Here is a 15,425-nt window from a genome sequence, read left to right on the forward strand (position 1 = left end):
TCGCTGGAACAGTTCCCACAACTCGTCCGGCACCAGCCGCTCAACAATCCCCGCCACGAGCCCGCACCCTACCGGCTCCCCAAATGAGATGGCCTCTAAAGGGTGTTGCAGAAGGCTCGGTTCTGGGCATTTTGCCTGTATGGGTGGGGTGTTGCGGGCTGAGTCTGTGTGGGTTGAGACGTTCACGGGCTTGCGGATGGATCGGTTCGCGAAGCTGGTGAAGGCGGTACGCGAACGGGGCGGGAACGGGACCGGCGGCGGCCGGCCGTGGTGTCTGCCGCTGCCGGACCGGGTGCTGCTGGTGGCTGTGTACTACCGCACGAACCTCACGATGCGGCAGCTCGCGCCGCTGTTCGGTATCTCGCCGGCGACGGTGTGCCGGGTCATCCAGCGGCTCCGTCCGCTGCTGGCGCTCGAGCGGGCTCCGCGGCCGGTGGCGGACACCGAACGGCTGTGGATCGTGGACGGCACCCTGATTCCGGTCCGCGACCGCAAGGTCGGCGCCTCGTCCCGCAACTACCGGTTCTCGGCAAACGTGCAGGTCATCATCGACGCAGACACCCGCCTGGTCATCGCGGCGGCCCGGCCGGCGCCGGGTAACAAGGCCGACGCGCATGTCTGGCGGGAGTCGGACCTGCCCGCTCTGGTGTCGGGCACGACGGTCATCGCGGACGGCGCCTACCTCTGCACCGGCCTGATCGTCCCGCACCGCAGGGGAGCCGGTCGCCCCCTCCTGCGCGGGCAGGAGGAGGACAACGCCGAGCATCGAAGGGTGCGAGCCCGTGTCGAGCACACCTTCGCCCGGATGAAGAACTGGAAGAACCTGCGCGACTGCCGACAGCGAGGCGACGGACTTCACCATGCCGTCCAGGCGGTCGCCGCCATGCACAACCTCGCCATGACACGGTGATACAGCAGATCAGACGCCGCTTCAGCCTGCCGAAGCCGGACCTTCTGCAACACCCTTTAGGCGGTGTCTTCAAACGATCTTGTCTGGTGGATCATGGTGGCGTGATACGTCGCCATGAACTGTCGCATGCGGAGTGGGAGTTCGTCCGGCCGTTGCTGCCCGAGTCGGTGCGGGGCGGAAGCGGCTGGACGACCGCCGGGTCCTGAACGGGATCGTGTGGAAGTTCCGGACCGGGACGTGCCAGAGCGCTACGGCCCATGGAGGCGGGCGGCCTGTGCGGGCGGGAGAGCGAGGGTGAGGTGGCGCATGCGCGCGTCGTCGGTGGTACCCGGCGCCGCGGTGAACCCGAACCGGGCACGGACGTCCACCATCAGACCCGCCGACGTCGCCGCAGCCCTGCGCGCCCTGGCCCTCACCTGCGGCTGCCACGACTGCTGCCCTGATGCACGGGGCGCCGTCCGGGCCGGCGGATCGGATCGACCGCAGGGCAGCCCAGGTGTGGTCGATGCCCTTGCGGCGACGGTTGATGCCTCACAGTGTGTCGTCGCCGACCGAGTAGAGTTCGGTGCTGTCTGCGTCACTACGGTGAACACGTCACCCGGACGTATCCAGTGACCTGTTCCCCATGGCTCCACCCACAGGCAGAGCATGCTGTCCGTCTCGTTACTCACACTCGTCTTCGCCACGTCAGCCCCTTGAAGAGCAGCATGATCGGCCGGACGGCTCCTACGGGAAGAGGGCGATCACGATGACCGCGACAATGGTGATGAGTGTGAGCAGGCCTCCGGCCCCGAGGACGATCAGCGCGGTGAGGTTGGAGATCATACTGATGGCGGCTTTCCAGCCCTGTGGCGTCAGGCCCGCGATTCGCTGAGTTCGTTCGTAGCCAGGTACTGGCAGAGCGGGGGCGTGCTGGTCCCTGAGCTGTTCCCCTTCGTTCTGGTAGTCGGATATCAGCGCGATCCAGCTATCGGGCGGCTCGGCCGCGTCGGTTCGGGACGACCGGTGCGCGGTTTCACATCCCTCGGCCAAGACGCGCAGTTCTGCCGGGGTGGGCCGGTCGGCTGGATCGGGGACCAGGCACGCTTCTGCGAGCGGACGGAGCGGTGCGGGAAGGTCGCTGAGGTCGACCGTGGCGCGGGATACAAGTGCCAGGAGACGCACCGGGTCGCCTGCGTCGGGGTAGGGGGGATGACCGGCTGCCAGAGTACTGAGTGTGGCGCCCAGGGCCCAGATGTCGCAGGCGGCTGTGGCGGGTTCCCCGCGTGCTTGTTCGGGAGCGATGTAGGCGACGGTGCCGAGCGTGACACGCGTGCGGGTCAGGTCGGAGGCGTGTGAGATGCCGAAGTCGATGAGTCGTATCCCCTGGGAGGTCAGCAGGATGTTGTGCGGTTTGAGATCGCGGTGGATCACGCCGGTGGAGTGCAGTGCTTCCAGGGCGGTGGCGCAGTCGGCGACGATGCGTGCGGCGGCGGCGGGATGAGCGGTTCCACGGCGTGCCACGAGGTCGCCCAGGGAAGGTGCCGCGACGTACTCCGTCGCGAGCCAGGGCAGCGGGGCGTGCGGGTCCGCGTCGAACACGCGAGCTGTTCGGGGTCCGGCTGCGCGTCTGGCCACCTTGACCTCGCGGGCGAATCGGGCCCGGTCCGCATCGGTCGTCAGGCCGTCGACCAGCAGAGTTTTGACGGCATAGAGGCCTTCGGCGCCGTTCCGGTTCGCGAGGTAGACGCGGCCCATGCCGCCCGCGCCGATGCGTCCGAGAAGCTGGTACGGTCCCAGCGAGGTGGGGTCTGCCCGGTGCAGCGGACGCAGGATCAGGTTGTCGTCAGGCACAGTATCCGTCCCCGTTCGGGAAACCTGTAGCGGACCTGAGTCCGTGGCGGACAGGTCGTATCAGACAGTCCGTACTTCAGCACGCGCAGGATAGCGAGGGTGTCGGGGGCCGTATCCGAGCACTGGACAGTCGTGGCGAAGACGGGCGCGTTCCTGAGCGGCGTGACCTCGGTGAGGGCTGCGGGGTCGGGCTCGGTGCCGATCACGCACTCGCCCGGGTGGAAGAGCCGTTCGAGGCAGAGACTGACGGTGGCTGCGCGGCTGGACCGGGTCCAGGCTACTGCGGAGTAGGGGGCTCCGCAGCGGTCCGGTACTGCCTTGCTGGTGGAGGCAACGACGCGCCAGTGAGCACCGGGTGCGGCGCAGTCCGTGGTTTCGGGTGAAGGGGCGAGCCAGCGTCCCGCGGGATCGAGGTCGGTCTGGATGCAGTCGCCGGTCCTGATTTCGGCGAAGGCCAGGTCGGCCGGCCCGGGTTGTTCGGCCTGCTGGTTTTGGTAGTAGCCGTAGGCCAGTACGCCGCCCAGTAACAAGAGTGCGGACGCCATAAGCCCTTGGACGGCTCGCACGAAGACACTCTCACGACGGCTCCGCGATTCCGTGGGTCGGTCGCCAGGCTGCGGCGTGTCGTCCTCGGGGGTGGCGGGCAGGTGTGCCGTGCGTTCGGCGGCGGCTCCTGCGAAGTGGGCCGCTGGGCGGCCTGAGGGCAGCGTGCTGCCCCGCGATGTCGCGGACCCCTCGGGCGCGGTGCGGGCTGTGCGGGGATCGGCAGCGAGCTCGCGGCCCTGGCGTGCGTAGGCCTCGATGATCGCGGTCCAGGGGCGGGGCAGCCAGCCTTCCGCACTCGCCAGCGTGGGCATCTCGGCCAGTTCGGTGGTGAGGCTGTGCAGAAGGTTCTCGGCTGTCGGCCGGTCCCCGGGCCTCAGGGCGAGGCACTCGCGCACCACTGGGGCGAGTTCGCCGGGCAGGCCCGTCAGGTCGAGGTTCGCCTCCGCCACAAAGGTGAGCAGTGCCGGCATCTCCGTACCCGCCGGGTACGGAGCGCGGCCGACGACGAGGTGGAAGAGGGTCGCACCCAGGGAGTAGATGTCCGACGCAGCTGTTGAAGGCTCGCCACGTGCCTGCTCTGGCGAGGTGAAGGCCACCGTCCCCAAGGTCAGCTGCGTACGTGTCAGGTCAGCCGCGTGTGAGATCCCGAAGTCGATCAGCCGTGGTCCACTCAGAGGCAGCAGCAGATTTTGCGGCTTCACGTCCCTGTGTACGATTCCGTGCCGATGGAGCTCCGCGATCGCTTCCACAGCTCCGCGCGTCACCCACCGAGCCGCTGTGCCGGCCAGCGTTCCGGCTTCTGAGACCAGTTCCGCCAACGAGGGCGCCGGAATGTATTCGGTGGCCAGCCAAGGCCGTTCAGCTTCAGCATCCGCTCCCAGCACGCGTGCGGTGCGTAAGCCTTCCACCCGCCGGGCCACCTTAACTTCGCGGGCGAAGCGCCTGCGGTCGACAGCACTGACTTCAGCCTGTGCCAGGGGAGACTTGACAGCCACCAGCATGCCGTCAGTGAGTGACCGGCCCAGGTACACCCGCCCCATGCCACCGGCTGCCAGGCGGCCGATCAACGGGAATCGGCCTAGCCGGGCCGGATCATCGTCCTCCAAAGGCTGGATGTCCGCTCCGCTGGGCAGCTCCCCCACCTCAAGATCCTTTCGGCGACCACGTGTCATGAGCACGGAGGTGAACTCTATCCACGGACGGGGCAGAACTGGTGGCATTCACCTACAACAGGGGATACCCGTACCGGACGCTGCCGTGGTTAGTAGAACCTCCGCCGGGCCCGCCCGGTGCGGCGCATCCGCAAACGGGAGGCACGGGCGGCCGGGAGGCCTCCCGTGGGCGGTTACACCTCTGAGGAGGAGGCCGAGGAGAAGCACTTGTGGGACCTGTGAACGACGACATAGAACGGGGACTCCTCGGGCGCTGTTTGCGTCACGACGGTGAACTCCTCGCCCGGACGCATCCAGTGATCGGTTCCCCACGGCTCCACCCACAGGCAGAGCATGGTGTCCGTCTCGTTGCCAGCATGATCGGCTGGACAGCTCCTTGAGCCATTTGTTGCGGCGCAGCTCGCGGGACTTGTGGCAAGTGCCCGCGTTGGCACCCGGCTCTCCCTGGAGCCCGTCCTCGACCACATCAACACCCGCTACGACCGACGCGTCGCCGGCCCGCCGGCGCCTACCGCAAAGCGAGCTGATCCCGGTCGCTTTCCCATGCAGCGGCGCCCTGACCAACCCGGACCCCGCCTACCCCGTCCATGAACTGCTGGCCCTGTGCACGGAGGCTTCCGACGCCCTCGGCCCGTGGCTCGCGGTCTGGGAGGCACTCGACGACCCCGTGGCCCACCGGCACCTGGCCGAGGCCGCCGGACACTGGAACTACGACCTGCTGGGCGACGAACTCCCCTGGCACGCCTGGGAGGAGGAGAACGAGGAGGTATTCCGCCTCGAACTCGGCGCGTGGCTGGTCCGGCACGCGCCCGCCTGCCTCGGCCCGCAGGGCACCCACGAGGACCCGCTCCACCGGATCCGCCTCATCGGCCTCACCGGCCCGCCCGCTGGGAGGACCCGCACTGGCCCGACTACCGCTACTGAGCGGGACGGCTGCGGATCAGTTCCTGGAGACCCCGGACGCCACCGCCGCCGACCTCGGCAGGCGTGCCTGGCCAGACACCCGCGGCGCCGTTCTCGCCGCCGCCGTCCCCGTCTCCTGCCACCAGGGCGCGGACGGCTGCCGCGACCGCTGGGGCTTTCTGGCCTCTGGCACCTGATCCTCCGCGACGTCGCGCCCCTCCCCCAGCCCCTCCCGGCGCGTGGCGCGCTCGGGCTGTGGACACTGCCCGCCGAGGTCCTCACCCCGTCCAGGATCAGATGGAGCTCTCGGTCGAGCTGACCTCGACGGGGGCAAACCGGTGGCTCTCGCGCAGACGATCGCGTCGCGGACCCCGTGGCGTACGGCGGCTTGCCCGATGCCGCCCTCGGCTGGAGATCGACCCCTGCGAGCATGCCCGCCGCCAGGCCGTGGCATCGGGCCCGTGAACGGCCGTGGCATCGGTGGCTTCGGCGCTCTCGGGCCGACGGGACATTTTCGGGCGACTTCGCGGACGGCTCGAAAAGGTCCGGCTGTCACTCAGGGTGACCGGGTCGCAGAAGTTGTGCCAGAGCCACTAATGGTGGATAGAGCCACACTCCGCTGCCATACCGAGGCGGCTACCGCAGTACGGTCGGGTGCACGTGCTTCCACGCCTCGCGGATTCCATGGAGCATCTCACGTTGTTCCTCGATCCAACCGCGGTTCACTTCCAGGCCGATGGCCACCCGTGTTGCCTGCTGGTCGGCGACCGTGACAGTGATCTGGTCCTGGTCGTGTTCCCTGTCCACGAGTTGGATGCCAATCGCGGCTACTCGGGCGTGCTCGCGCCACACCGAGTCTCGTCCGGCCTCGACTTCATCCAGCACGTGTTCCCAGGGAGCGAGGTCGTACGGCTCGACGTAGGTGCGAGTGAGTCCGGCCACGAAGTCGTTGTGCACCATCAGCTCGCCGCTAGTGTCCGGAATGCCGGACAATCCGGATTCATCGAGTTCAATGGCCACGCTGCCGCCGTACTTGCCAGTGATCCGCAGCAATGTAAACCGCTCACGATCTTCCATGTCCCACCCCAGGGTGTTGGCAACCCAGCCTTTTTGCCGTGCAGCGTACAGGTCTGCGGTCGGGTACAGCGTGGCCGCAGAAGCCGCTTTGGGCTGGAGCTGCCAAGGAGCGACGGATCCCGGCCCCGTACGCCAGCTCCGAGGATTCGAGCAGGTTGTGAGTCTGCCCCCTGCAGCTCGGAGCGGACCGCGGTGAGTGACGCACAGGACGCGATGGCCGACAGCATCGGCCGGCTCGACACCAGGGGGTCCCCGCTCCCGCAGGCCTCGCTGCCCACCCGCGAGCCGCACACCCAAGGCGTCCTGGCCACCCGTGTCGACCCTCGCGGCGCTCCAGACCGCGTTCCAGCGGGCGGCCCTCGAGGCGGAGTTCCAGCGCAGCTCCGGCAACACCAGCCTCGAGCGGCAGTCCTCGGCCGGGATCCACCAGCCCTCATTGGCCGAGCCTTCGGGAACGTCCGCGCCCAGGACGCGCGGGCCGCTCTCGTAAAACGGCGCCGGCGGCAGCGCGACACCGCCCCGACGGTCCTCGAAAGCCACGGCGCGATCGACCTCCGCGGCCGGGACACCGTGCTCGAGCCAGGCGTGGCGGTGACGCTCGATGTCCTGCCGGGCAACACGGATGCCTTCACACGCGACGAAACTCCTGGCCCTGCGGGTCAAACCGGCCGGCGCGACCGGGACGGGCGTCCGGAACGATCCGACTCCACGTGCCCCGCCCCATGACAAACCCAACGACCGTCTCACCACATAGGACACGGTCTAAGTTCGCGGTTGGTCAGGCTGCCGTGTTGAGGGGGCGTCCGCCCCAGCGGATGCCCTTCTTGCTGCGGACGCGGGCGCGTTCCCTGCGGTCAGCGGCCAGGACGTGGCGGTGGCGGGCGTTGGCGTTGCGCCAGCGCAGGTAGGCGTGCAGGGTACGTGTCTGCACGGTGTGGTTGGGGTGGTGGGAGTTGGCGATGGTGAACTGCCGCAGTGGTCCGAAGTGGGCTTCGATCGGGTTGGCCCAGGACGCGTAGGTCGGGGTGAAGCACAGTTCGACCTTGTGTTTCCTGGCCCAGCGGCGGATGTCGGCGCCTTTGTGGGCGGACAGGTTGTCCAGGATCACGTAGATGGGTGCGCCGTCGGGGCGGGCGGCGCGGATCGACTTCAGTGCGGCCAGCGTGTTGGCAACGCCCTTCCTGCGGCGGTTGACGCCCCAAAGGGTGTCGCCGCCGACCGAGTAGCAGCCGTGGAAGTACCGCACTCCGTGGGTGCGGCGGTAGGCGGCCGGCACCCGGTCGGGCCTGGTCTGCGTGGCCCAGCAGCTGCCTCCGGTCGGTCGGATCCCGAGGGGGCCGAACTCGTCGAAGGCGACCCGGTCCGGGAAGCGGTCAAGGACCTCCTCGATCCGGTCCAGTTTCGCCTCGCGCTCGGGGTCCGGGAAATCCTTCCAGGTCTTGGTGCGCTGAAAGGTGACACCGCGGCGGGCGAGCAGGCCGCGTAACGTCTCGCGGCCGATGCGAATCACCCGGCCGTGGCTTTTCCGTAGGTAGGCGACGACTATACGCAGTGACCAGCGGGTGAAGGGCTGGCCGAGCTTGGCGGGGCGGGTGGTGGCCGTCTGGATGACGAAGTCCGCTCAGTCATGGCTGAGTTGGCGGGGACGGCCTCCCGCCCACCGAGGGTCCAGGCAGGCCAGTCCGATCTCGTTGAAGCGGTGGATCACATCTCGGATGGTGTCCTCGTCGGCTCGTAGCAGCCGGGCGATCACCGGTACCCGGTTCCCGCCGGCCGAGGCCAGCAGCATCATCGCGCGCCGCTAGCGCACCGAGTTGGTGCTGCCCGGCGGACGACCTGCTGCAGCTTCTGCACCTCCTGGTCCGTCAGTCTGCGCACACGGACAGGCTCGGCCACCGCGCCTCGGCGGTCGGATCGGACGTCACCGCACATCCGACCGCCACGACCACCGACCAGGCGAACCTATGTGGTCAGAGCAGCACTAGCTAGTAGCACAACCGCTGGAGTGGACGGCATCGAGGCTCCCACGTCATAGGCAGCCCGTAGCCTCTCGCCATGCAGACAACTCTGATGATCTACGACGGCACCGCACCGGCCCACTCCGACGTCCCGCGTACCGGGGGCGTGCCGCTGGCTCCTGCAGGATTCACCTGGCCCCTGTGCGGCTCCGGCTGCGGAGGGCCGCTGCAGTTCTTCGCCCATCTCCCCATCGAGGACGGCGTCCTGTCGGTATTCGTGTGCCAGAACGACCCCGGCGCATGTGATTTCTGGGACGCGACTTCCGGCGCGAACCGGGTCTACCTGTTTCCCCGGGAGGAACTGCAGCCGGTGTCCGTGCCCGAGACGGGTGTGACGCTACTCCCCACCACCTCAGCCATCCGCAGCCACGTCGTGACGCTCGGCCCCGAAGAGAACGACGACCACGACGAACTCGCGCCTGACGCATACGACCTTGCCCGTTCGGGATGGAAGCGGGAACCCGAAGAACGATTCGGGAGGCAACGCGAAGTGCTCGGGTCACTCGGAGGCAGCCCCTCCTACCTTGAGGACGACCGACTGCCTGCATGCCCCTGCTGCACCGGCCCGATGGAATTCGCGGCACATCTAGAGGCAGGGATCTCCGCGCAGACCGAGATGAATCTCGGCGGCCAGCTGGGCTACGTCTTCGTATGCCGCGCTTGCTGCGAAGGTGCCTTCCTCACAGGCTGAGCAGGCCGCACCGAAGCCGACGCTCCGTCAGCCGCTGTGCCAGAGCCGACGGAGGCTTGCGGGCTGCCCTGCGATTGATCTTGGCCGTCTGGGACATGCGGAAGGCGGCGCGAGTTGTCTGGTGCGTGAAGACCAAGCGGTGGCGGCGAGTTCGTTCTCGCCGGCCTCGGCGGCGAGCCGGTAGCTGTGCAGGTGGCAGGCCCGGGCTCTGCTGGACGAGCACACCGCCGTACGCGGGCCGGGCACCGGCTCGGACCTGCACGAGTACCGCCGCTCCCCCCCCTGACTCACCTCGGTGAGCAGGGAGCGTCGCTGCTGATGCTGATGGCGAAGTCCCGGTACAAGAAGCCGGAGAACGTCCGCCGGCACTTCAAGGCCGTCCCCGGAAGCGATCGCCGAGCTCACGGCTCTGCTCGCTCCGGGAGACAGCCGCCGCTGAACGGCTCCTGCCGGGGCGGAGCGGCCTTATCGCGGGGCGCTTCGCAGGCTGGGAAACAGAGCCCGGGCATGCTCGGACGCGCAGCTCGTGGCCGAGTGCGGCGATAGCCGTCCGTCGCTGGTGAAGCTCCTCCTCGTCTCGCTGCTCGGGGGCGGTGCTGGTGGCGGAGGGGTGGGGCAGGGGCGATGTCATAGGGCTTACGGTGCGTGGCCGCATGCTGCGGCCGGGCGGCGGGGATCAGCTCGGGGCCGGGGCAGGGTCGATGTCCCGTACGAAGACGGGCTTCAGCCGCTTCTCAGGCAGTGCGTCGGGGAGTTGTTCCCAGTCGAGGACGTGGGAGACGACGTGGTCGGGGAAGACCTTTCCGGAGGCGGCGAGGGCGAGGGCATCGGGCATGTGGGCGCGGACGTTGTCGCGGGCGATGCGCAGGGTGACGCCGGTGAGGTACATGCCCAGGAGCGGCAGCTCGCCGGGGCGGAAGTGGTTGCCGGCCGATTCGCAGATGCCCTCGGGGGCGAGGGAACCGAGGGCGAGGGCGAGCTGGTCGACGCGGCCGGTGGCCTCGACGGCGATGTCGAATCCGTGCCGGATCGGCTCGATCGCCTCGGCGGTACGGGCGCCGAAGCCCTCGGCGAGCTTGCGGTGCTCGGCGCGGGGTCGACATACAGGACGTCGGAGGCGCCGAGGGCGCGGGCGATGTCGCACACGTACAGGCCGATGCTGCCGCGGGCGACGACCAGGACCCGGGCGCCGGGGCGGGCCTTGAGATGGGGGCGACGAGTCGCCCGAACAGCGACCAGTTGTCGCTGGCCGAGGCCATCGCAACCGGGGCGAGGACGGTGGGCAGTGGGACGAGCATGGCGTCGGCGTAGGGGACGCGGACCAGGTCGGAGAAGAGGCCTCCCCAGCTACCGCCGATCGGCGCGCCGTACATGGCCATGTGCGGGACCGAGACGTAGTGGGCGGTGAATCCCCGCCGCGGCAGGGGGTGCAGGTGCCGCAGCTGATGGACCAGGGCCCCACGACCAGGTCGCCGGGGGCCACGGTGGTGACCTGGTCACCGATGTCGGTGACGCGGGCGACGCATTCGTGGCCGAGGACGAACGGCGGGTCAATGAAGCCGTGCCCGGCGAGGGTGGAGGAGTCCACGTCGCAGGAGGAGGTGGCGGCGACGGGGGGCGACGATCGCCTCCAGGCCGGGCCGGACCCTGGGGTCGGGCGCCTCGCGCCATTCGACCGTGCGGCGGGCGATGCAGGTCAGTTCACGCATCGGCCCGCTGCCCCTTCGCCAGGGTGATCAGGTCGGCGTAGCGGACAACGGAGCCGCCCGCGCCCCAGGTGCCCTCGGGCTGCTCGTGCACGAGCACCCACACCCGCAGCGCCTGGTCCGGGGACAGGCCGGCGGCCGCGAGCACGGTGGCAGTGGCCTCCTCCACCAGGCCCGCTTTGCGCCGCTCCGACAGAGCCCCCTGGGGAACCGTCACCTCGACCAGGAAGCGGGGCGCGTCGTCCTCGGCCGTCTTCTGCGCGCCCTCGGGCAGCTCGGTGAGGTAGCTCCAGGCCTGGGCCCGGAAGAAGGAGGTGTCGGGGGCGCCCTCCCACCGCAGCAGCGCGGTGGCGAGATCCTGCTGGATCGTCGCGCGGCCCTGATCGGTCAGGGCGCCGGTCGGGGCGGTCAACCGGATCTTCGGCATGGCAGCTCCTCGATTCTTGGGCAACCTCGTTATGACGATCGTCATAACGAGAGGTCACGGTAGACTATGACGGTCGTTATAGCCAGAGGAGATGTGCAGGTGGCCAAGAGCAGCAGCGGTACGCCGTCCCGCGAGCGGATCGTGGCCGGCGCCGCCGACATGATCAGCCGGCGCGGGCTGAGCGCCACGAGCATCCGGGAGATGGCCAAGCACGCCCAGGCGCCGCTCGGCTCGACGTACCACTACTTCCCCGAGGGCAAGCAGCAGCTGGCCGCAGAGGCCGTCCGCTACACGGGGGAATGGGTCGCCCGCAGCCTGCGCAAGGAACTCGCGGACGGCCCGGCAGCCGGACTGAGCGCCTTCCTGGCCCTGTGGCGGGGGATCGTCGTCGACACCGACTTCCACGCCGGGTGCCCCGTCCTGGCCGTGGCCATCGAGGAACCCCCGGCTGACGAGGTGCCGCCCGCCCTGGCCGCCGCTGCCGAGGTCTTCGACCAGTGGGAGGGGCTGCTCGCCGACTCCCTGCGTGCGCACGGCGCAGGCGCCGAGCAGGCGGCGCAGGTCGCCACGCTCATCGTCGCAGCCGTCGAGGGCACCGTGGCCCTGTGCCGCGCCAAGCGCAGCACCGAACCCCTGGACCGCACCGCGGCGCAGCTCCAGGCCCTCATCGACGCCACGATCAAGCACTGAGGGCCTCGCCGAGGGGTGCTTGTTCGCGGCGCGGCCGACGGCCCGCGACGTGTGCCACGCAAGCGCGGCACCATCCACCAGGCGAACCGCGACGGTCTGGAGGACCAGCTCGGCGCGCTGAGCCTGGTCCTCAACGCCATCGTGCTCTGGACCACGAAGTACATGGACGCCTCGCCCAGCTCCGATCAGAAGGCCACGAGCTGCGGGACAAGGACATCGCCCGGCTCTCCCCGCTGAAGCACCGCAACCTCAACGTGCTCGGCCGCTACCGCTTCGTCGCCTCCCCCGGCCGCCGATGCCCTGCGCCCGCTGCGCGACCATGATGCCGCCGGGCTCGGGCTCGACGAGGAGTAGAGGCACTCCTGGCGTCTCCCGCGCTACCCCTGGCCCAGCCGCTGACCTCACCCCGCACCCGAGACTCCCGCGGCGGTATTGCCGCCGCGTTCCAGGGGTGCCGGATTGTCACCGTGGTTGAGCCCCGATCCGGGACCCCCCACCACTCCCGGCCCACACCTCACGGCGCCAAAAACACGAAGGCCCTGACCGCTCGGGAGTCCAGGGACCTTCGGCGCCGGGGACACTGACACGGCGCCGACGCCGCGCAGGAATGAGAGCCGGGGACCGCACAGGACCCCACGTGGGGGGCTTCGCCCTCTCAACGCGTACAGCCCCGGCCAGGAATCGGCAGCCAGATCGCTCGTGGAAGTCGGCTTCGAGGAGGGACTGTCGATTACCCGGCGAGCAGGGCCCGGACGACCACTCCGAGCCGGCGGCCCGGACCACCCGGCTAGCTGAACCGACCGAGCCCCGCCGATGCCTACTGCGTACCGAGCTCTTCGAGCATCTGCTGTTGGTGGCGGTGGCCGATCGTCTCGTAGCCGATCACGGTGACGAACGGCGCGAGCATGACTACCAGCAGGCATACCGCGATGGCCACGCCGGCGGCGGCCAGGAGGACTGCCGTGAGCAGTACGGCGATGGTGAGGGTGACCAGAAGGATGTGGAAGCGATCTGCCGTGGACAGCAGCAGGGTGTGCAGGAGGTAGACCATCAGCATGTAGAGGCCGACCGGGATGGCGAGGGAGACGACGACGGCGGTGCCGGAGATCTTGGCGTGGTGTTCCATGTACAGGCCTGCCACGTGCAGCCCGGCGCCGGCTCCGGCGACGCCGACGAACAGGGGGATGTGGCCGTAGCCGAAGAGGTATCCGCGGTCGCGGCGGTGCGCCAGGATGTCGCCGAACGGCGTCAGGAAATACATCCACCACATGCCGAAAGTCAGGCCGACACCGGCGATGACGACGGCGATGGCGTTCCACGTCCAGTGTGTGCCGTCCCCGCCGCCCAGGAGGTCGCCGGAGGAGGCGACGGTACCGACGACGCCCTCGCCGAGGACGATGATCGCGAAGAGTCCGTATCGTTCGGCGACGTGGTGCGGGTGCCAGGGGGTGCCGCCCGCGGAGCCCTGCGTAAGCACCGGCAGGACGAGTTCGAGGGCGCCCAGGACGCCGAACGCGGCGAAGACGGCGCCGATCGGCATGTGCACGAAGGCCACGACGATCCAACCGGCCTGGACGATCACCGTCCAGCGGATGTTGGCCATGCCGACGTCGTGGAACGACGGGGACTGGCGGGCGGCGCGCCACCACTGGAGCACCATCGCGATCCGCATCACGACGTAGCCGATGACCATGGCACGCAGTTCGAGGTGGCCGCCCTCCTCGACGGAGTGGAACATCGCGGGCAGGCCGAGAGAGAACACGACGACGCCGATCATCTGCAGCATCGTCACGGCCCGGTAGAGCCAGTCGTCGGTTGCGAAGGCAGAGGCGAACCAGCTGAAGCTGATCCAGGCAATACTGATCGCGAACATCGCCAGGACGAACGCGATGACGGCCTGGCCGACATGCCCCTCGGCAACCATCTCGGCGAACTGGAACGCCGCCGTGCCGACGGCGACCACGAAGGTCAGGTCGAACAACAGCTCCAGCGGCGAGGCGGTCCGGCCATGCTCTTCCGGGTCACGGCCGGTCATGGGGACCAGCCGTCGCGACAGACCGAACTTGCCGATGGATGGGGAATCGTTCATGGCGACAGTATTTCCGACACTGCCCTGCCCGCCCGGCCGCACTGCCGACGCAGAGCCCACGGGCGACAACGGCGAAACACCGTACCCGCCCGATCCCCAGCAGCATCGCGGGATGCGGCTATTCGGGCAGCGGCCTCTCCTGGACGTACGTCGGTGCTCGGTCCCTGACGTGCTCGTCTACGTCTACGCACCAGAGACCATGACCGCTGGCTCAGTGGTCTGCGTCGTAAGTCCTTCGGGGGGTGACTTCGAGGCTGGGCGTCGGCGGGCTTGTGGCCAGGTGACGGGGTGGATCTGGCGTGCGATGCCGAGGGCACTCTCGGGGCGCCGATGGGAATGCCGGCGCACAGGAGGCGTCTGATCGGGGCAGGCTGGCTCGCCCGGGCCCGGTCGCACCTGGGGCGAGGCGGCGGCGGGGGAAAGGGCGTCAGGGGTCAGGCCTCGGGCTGTGCTTCGAGGAATCCGAGGGCTCTGGCCACGAACTCGTTGTGGAACTGGAAGATCCCGCCGTGACCGGCGTCCGGGTAGAGGGGGACGAGTTCGCTCCGGGGCAGGCGTGCGGCGAGGTCGAGGGTGTTCTCGCTCGGCACCATCCTGTCGCTCTCGCCGTTGGCCACCAGGACTGGCTGGTGGATGCGCGACAGGTCCGCCGGCGCCTGGAGGCCCCATCGGTGAATGGCCTTGAGCTGGGCGCGGAACGACGTCAGCGAGATGGCCCTGTCGCGGTCGCTTGTGCGTTCCTTCAGCCGTTCGAGGAAGGCGCGTGCTTCGCGTCGGCCGTGTTCGGTGTCAGTGAAGAAGAGGAACTGCTTGGGGTCCTTGCGCGTCAGGAAACCCTTCAGGATGTCCCGGAGGATGAGTCCGGTGACCTTGTCGATGCCGGAGCCTCCGGCGGGGCCGGTGCCCGCGAGGACGACCCTACGCACCAGCTGTGGTTCCTCGGCTGCGATGACCTGGGCGATGAAGCCGCCCATCGACAGGCCGATCAGGTCGACCTGCTCGAAGCCCAGGGCTCGGATGAACAGCACCGCGTCGCGGGCCATCGCTTCGATGGTGTCGGGGGTGGAGCCGCCCGACGCGCCGACTCCGCGGTTGTCGAAGGCGATCACCTGGCGCCGGGCGGCGAGTCCGTCGACGACGCGGGGGTCCCAGTTGTCCAGGACAGCGGTCAGGTGGTGGAGCAGGATCAGTGGTACGCCGCCTCCTTCCGGGCCGAGCCGGCGGTAGACGAAGTCGACACCGCGCACGGACACCGAACGGGTCGGTGCATCTTTGTACGACGACGGGGCGAGCGTGGGGGTGGGGGAACTGCGCGGTGCGCTCATGATCGGTTCCTGGGGGTGTGGAGGGTAGGGGGTGGTGG

At 69.1% G+C, this 15,425-nt stretch carries 10 protein-coding genes and 7 pseudogenes; 7 read left to right on the forward strand and 10 right to left on the reverse strand.

What is annotated here, in order from left to right; genetic code table 11:
* The first annotated feature begins 139 nt into the window (after positions 1–139).
* Together IF00_RS0139615 and IF00_RS47470 are read left to right on the forward strand one after the other, a co-directional pair.
* Complete coding sequence (locus IF00_RS0139615; RefSeq protein WP_030326850.1) at positions 140–910, forward strand: IS5/IS1182 family transposase; 771 nt, start codon at positions 140–142, stop codon at positions 908–910.
* A gap of 101 nt (positions 911–1,011) precedes the next feature.
* Positions 1,012–1,180: pseudogene (locus tag IF00_RS47470) on the forward strand (transposase); the annotation flags it as partial.
* On the opposite strand, the pseudogene tpg reads toward IF00_RS47470, so the two are convergent.
* From tpg to IF00_RS43090, 5 genes and pseudogenes are all read right to left on the reverse strand, one after another.
* Positions 1,171–1,338: pseudogene (gene tpg, locus IF00_RS47475) on the reverse strand (telomere-protecting terminal protein Tpg); the annotation flags it as partial. The pseudogenes IF00_RS47470 and tpg sit on opposite strands and share 10 nt — an antisense overlap.
* Positions 1,339–1,357: 19 nt before the next feature.
* Positions 1,358–1,468 (reverse strand): annotated as a pseudogene (locus IF00_RS47945) (IS630 family transposase); the annotation flags it as partial.
* A 168-nt stretch (positions 1,469–1,636) separates the two neighbouring features.
* Positions 1,637–2,743, reverse strand: coding sequence for a serine/threonine-protein kinase (locus IF00_RS0139625; protein WP_051820885.1), 1,107 nt, complete (start codon positions 2,741–2,743; stop codon positions 1,637–1,639).
* Positions 2,725–4,461, reverse strand: coding sequence for a serine/threonine protein kinase (locus IF00_RS43085; protein WP_245234782.1), 1,737 nt, complete (start codon positions 4,459–4,461; stop codon positions 2,725–2,727). Before IF00_RS43085 ends, IF00_RS0139625 begins: the two co-directional genes overlap by 19 nt.
* A gap of 1,539 nt (positions 4,462–6,000) precedes the next feature.
* Positions 6,001–6,441, reverse strand: a complete 441-nt coding sequence (locus IF00_RS43090) for a DUF5959 family protein (protein WP_158710597.1) — start codon at positions 6,439–6,441, stop codon at positions 6,001–6,003.
* Positions 6,442–6,754: 313 nt separating this feature from the next.
* Here IF00_RS43090 and IF00_RS46595 point away from each other — a divergent pair, with 313 nt between their 5' ends.
* Positions 6,755–6,931 carry a hypothetical protein gene (locus tag IF00_RS46595; protein ID WP_209439851.1) on the forward strand — a complete coding sequence of 59 codons (177 nt, stop codon included), beginning with the start codon at positions 6,755–6,757 and terminating at the stop codon, positions 6,929–6,931.
* Between the two features lie 288 nt (positions 6,932–7,219).
* On the opposite strand, the pseudogene IF00_RS42155 reads toward IF00_RS46595, so the two are convergent.
* A pseudogene (locus IF00_RS42155) lies at positions 7,220–8,337 on the reverse strand (IS630 family transposase).
* Positions 8,338–8,496: 159 nt separating this feature from the next.
* Here IF00_RS42155 and IF00_RS0139660 point away from each other — a divergent pair.
* Positions 8,497–9,150, forward strand: a complete 654-nt coding sequence (locus IF00_RS0139660; protein WP_030326859.1) for a YwqG family protein — start codon at positions 8,497–8,499, stop codon at positions 9,148–9,150.
* Between the two features lie 196 nt (positions 9,151–9,346).
* Positions 9,347–9,589: pseudogene (locus tag IF00_RS47485) on the forward strand (site-specific integrase); the annotation flags it as partial.
* Between the two features lie 237 nt (positions 9,590–9,826).
* On the opposite strand, the pseudogene IF00_RS42160 reads toward IF00_RS47485, so the two are convergent.
* Both IF00_RS42160 and IF00_RS0139670 read right to left on the reverse strand, forming a co-directional pair.
* Positions 9,827–10,859, reverse strand: a pseudogene (locus tag IF00_RS42160) (zinc-dependent alcohol dehydrogenase).
* Positions 10,852–11,283 carry a tautomerase family protein gene (locus IF00_RS0139670; protein ID WP_030326861.1) on the reverse strand — a complete coding sequence of 144 codons (432 nt, stop codon included), beginning with the start codon at positions 11,281–11,283 and terminating at the stop codon, positions 10,852–10,854. Before IF00_RS0139670 ends, IF00_RS42160 begins: the two are co-directional and overlap by 8 nt.
* Before the next feature lie 99 nt (positions 11,284–11,382).
* Here IF00_RS0139670 and IF00_RS0139675 point away from each other — a divergent pair, with 99 nt between their 5' ends.
* Both IF00_RS0139675 and IF00_RS46600 read left to right on the forward strand, forming a co-directional pair.
* The gene (locus IF00_RS0139675; protein WP_030326863.1) at positions 11,383–11,973 is read left to right on the forward strand and encodes a TetR/AcrR family transcriptional regulator; all 591 of its coding nucleotides are present in this window, start codon (positions 11,383–11,385) and stop codon (positions 11,971–11,973) included.
* Between the two features lie 40 nt (positions 11,974–12,013).
* Positions 12,014–12,327, forward strand: a pseudogene (locus IF00_RS46600) (Tn3 family transposase); the annotation flags it as partial.
* 463 nt (positions 12,328–12,790) lie between these two features.
* On the opposite strand, the gene IF00_RS0139685 reads toward IF00_RS46600, so the two are convergent.
* Both IF00_RS0139685 and IF00_RS0139690 read right to left on the reverse strand, forming a co-directional pair.
* Positions 12,791–14,062, reverse strand: coding sequence for a low temperature requirement protein A (locus IF00_RS0139685; RefSeq protein WP_030326867.1), 1,272 nt, complete (start codon positions 14,060–14,062; stop codon positions 12,791–12,793).
* Between the two features lie 434 nt (positions 14,063–14,496).
* On the reverse strand, positions 14,497–15,387 hold the full coding sequence (locus IF00_RS0139690; RefSeq protein ID WP_030326869.1) for an alpha/beta fold hydrolase: 891 nt from the start codon (positions 15,385–15,387) through the stop codon (positions 14,497–14,499).
* Positions 15,388–15,425: the final 38 nt, after the last annotated feature.

It is taken from the genome of Streptomyces flavochromogenes (assembly GCF_000717595.1).
GTDB lineage: Bacteria > Actinomycetota > Actinomycetes > Streptomycetales > Streptomycetaceae > Streptomyces > Streptomyces flavochromogenes.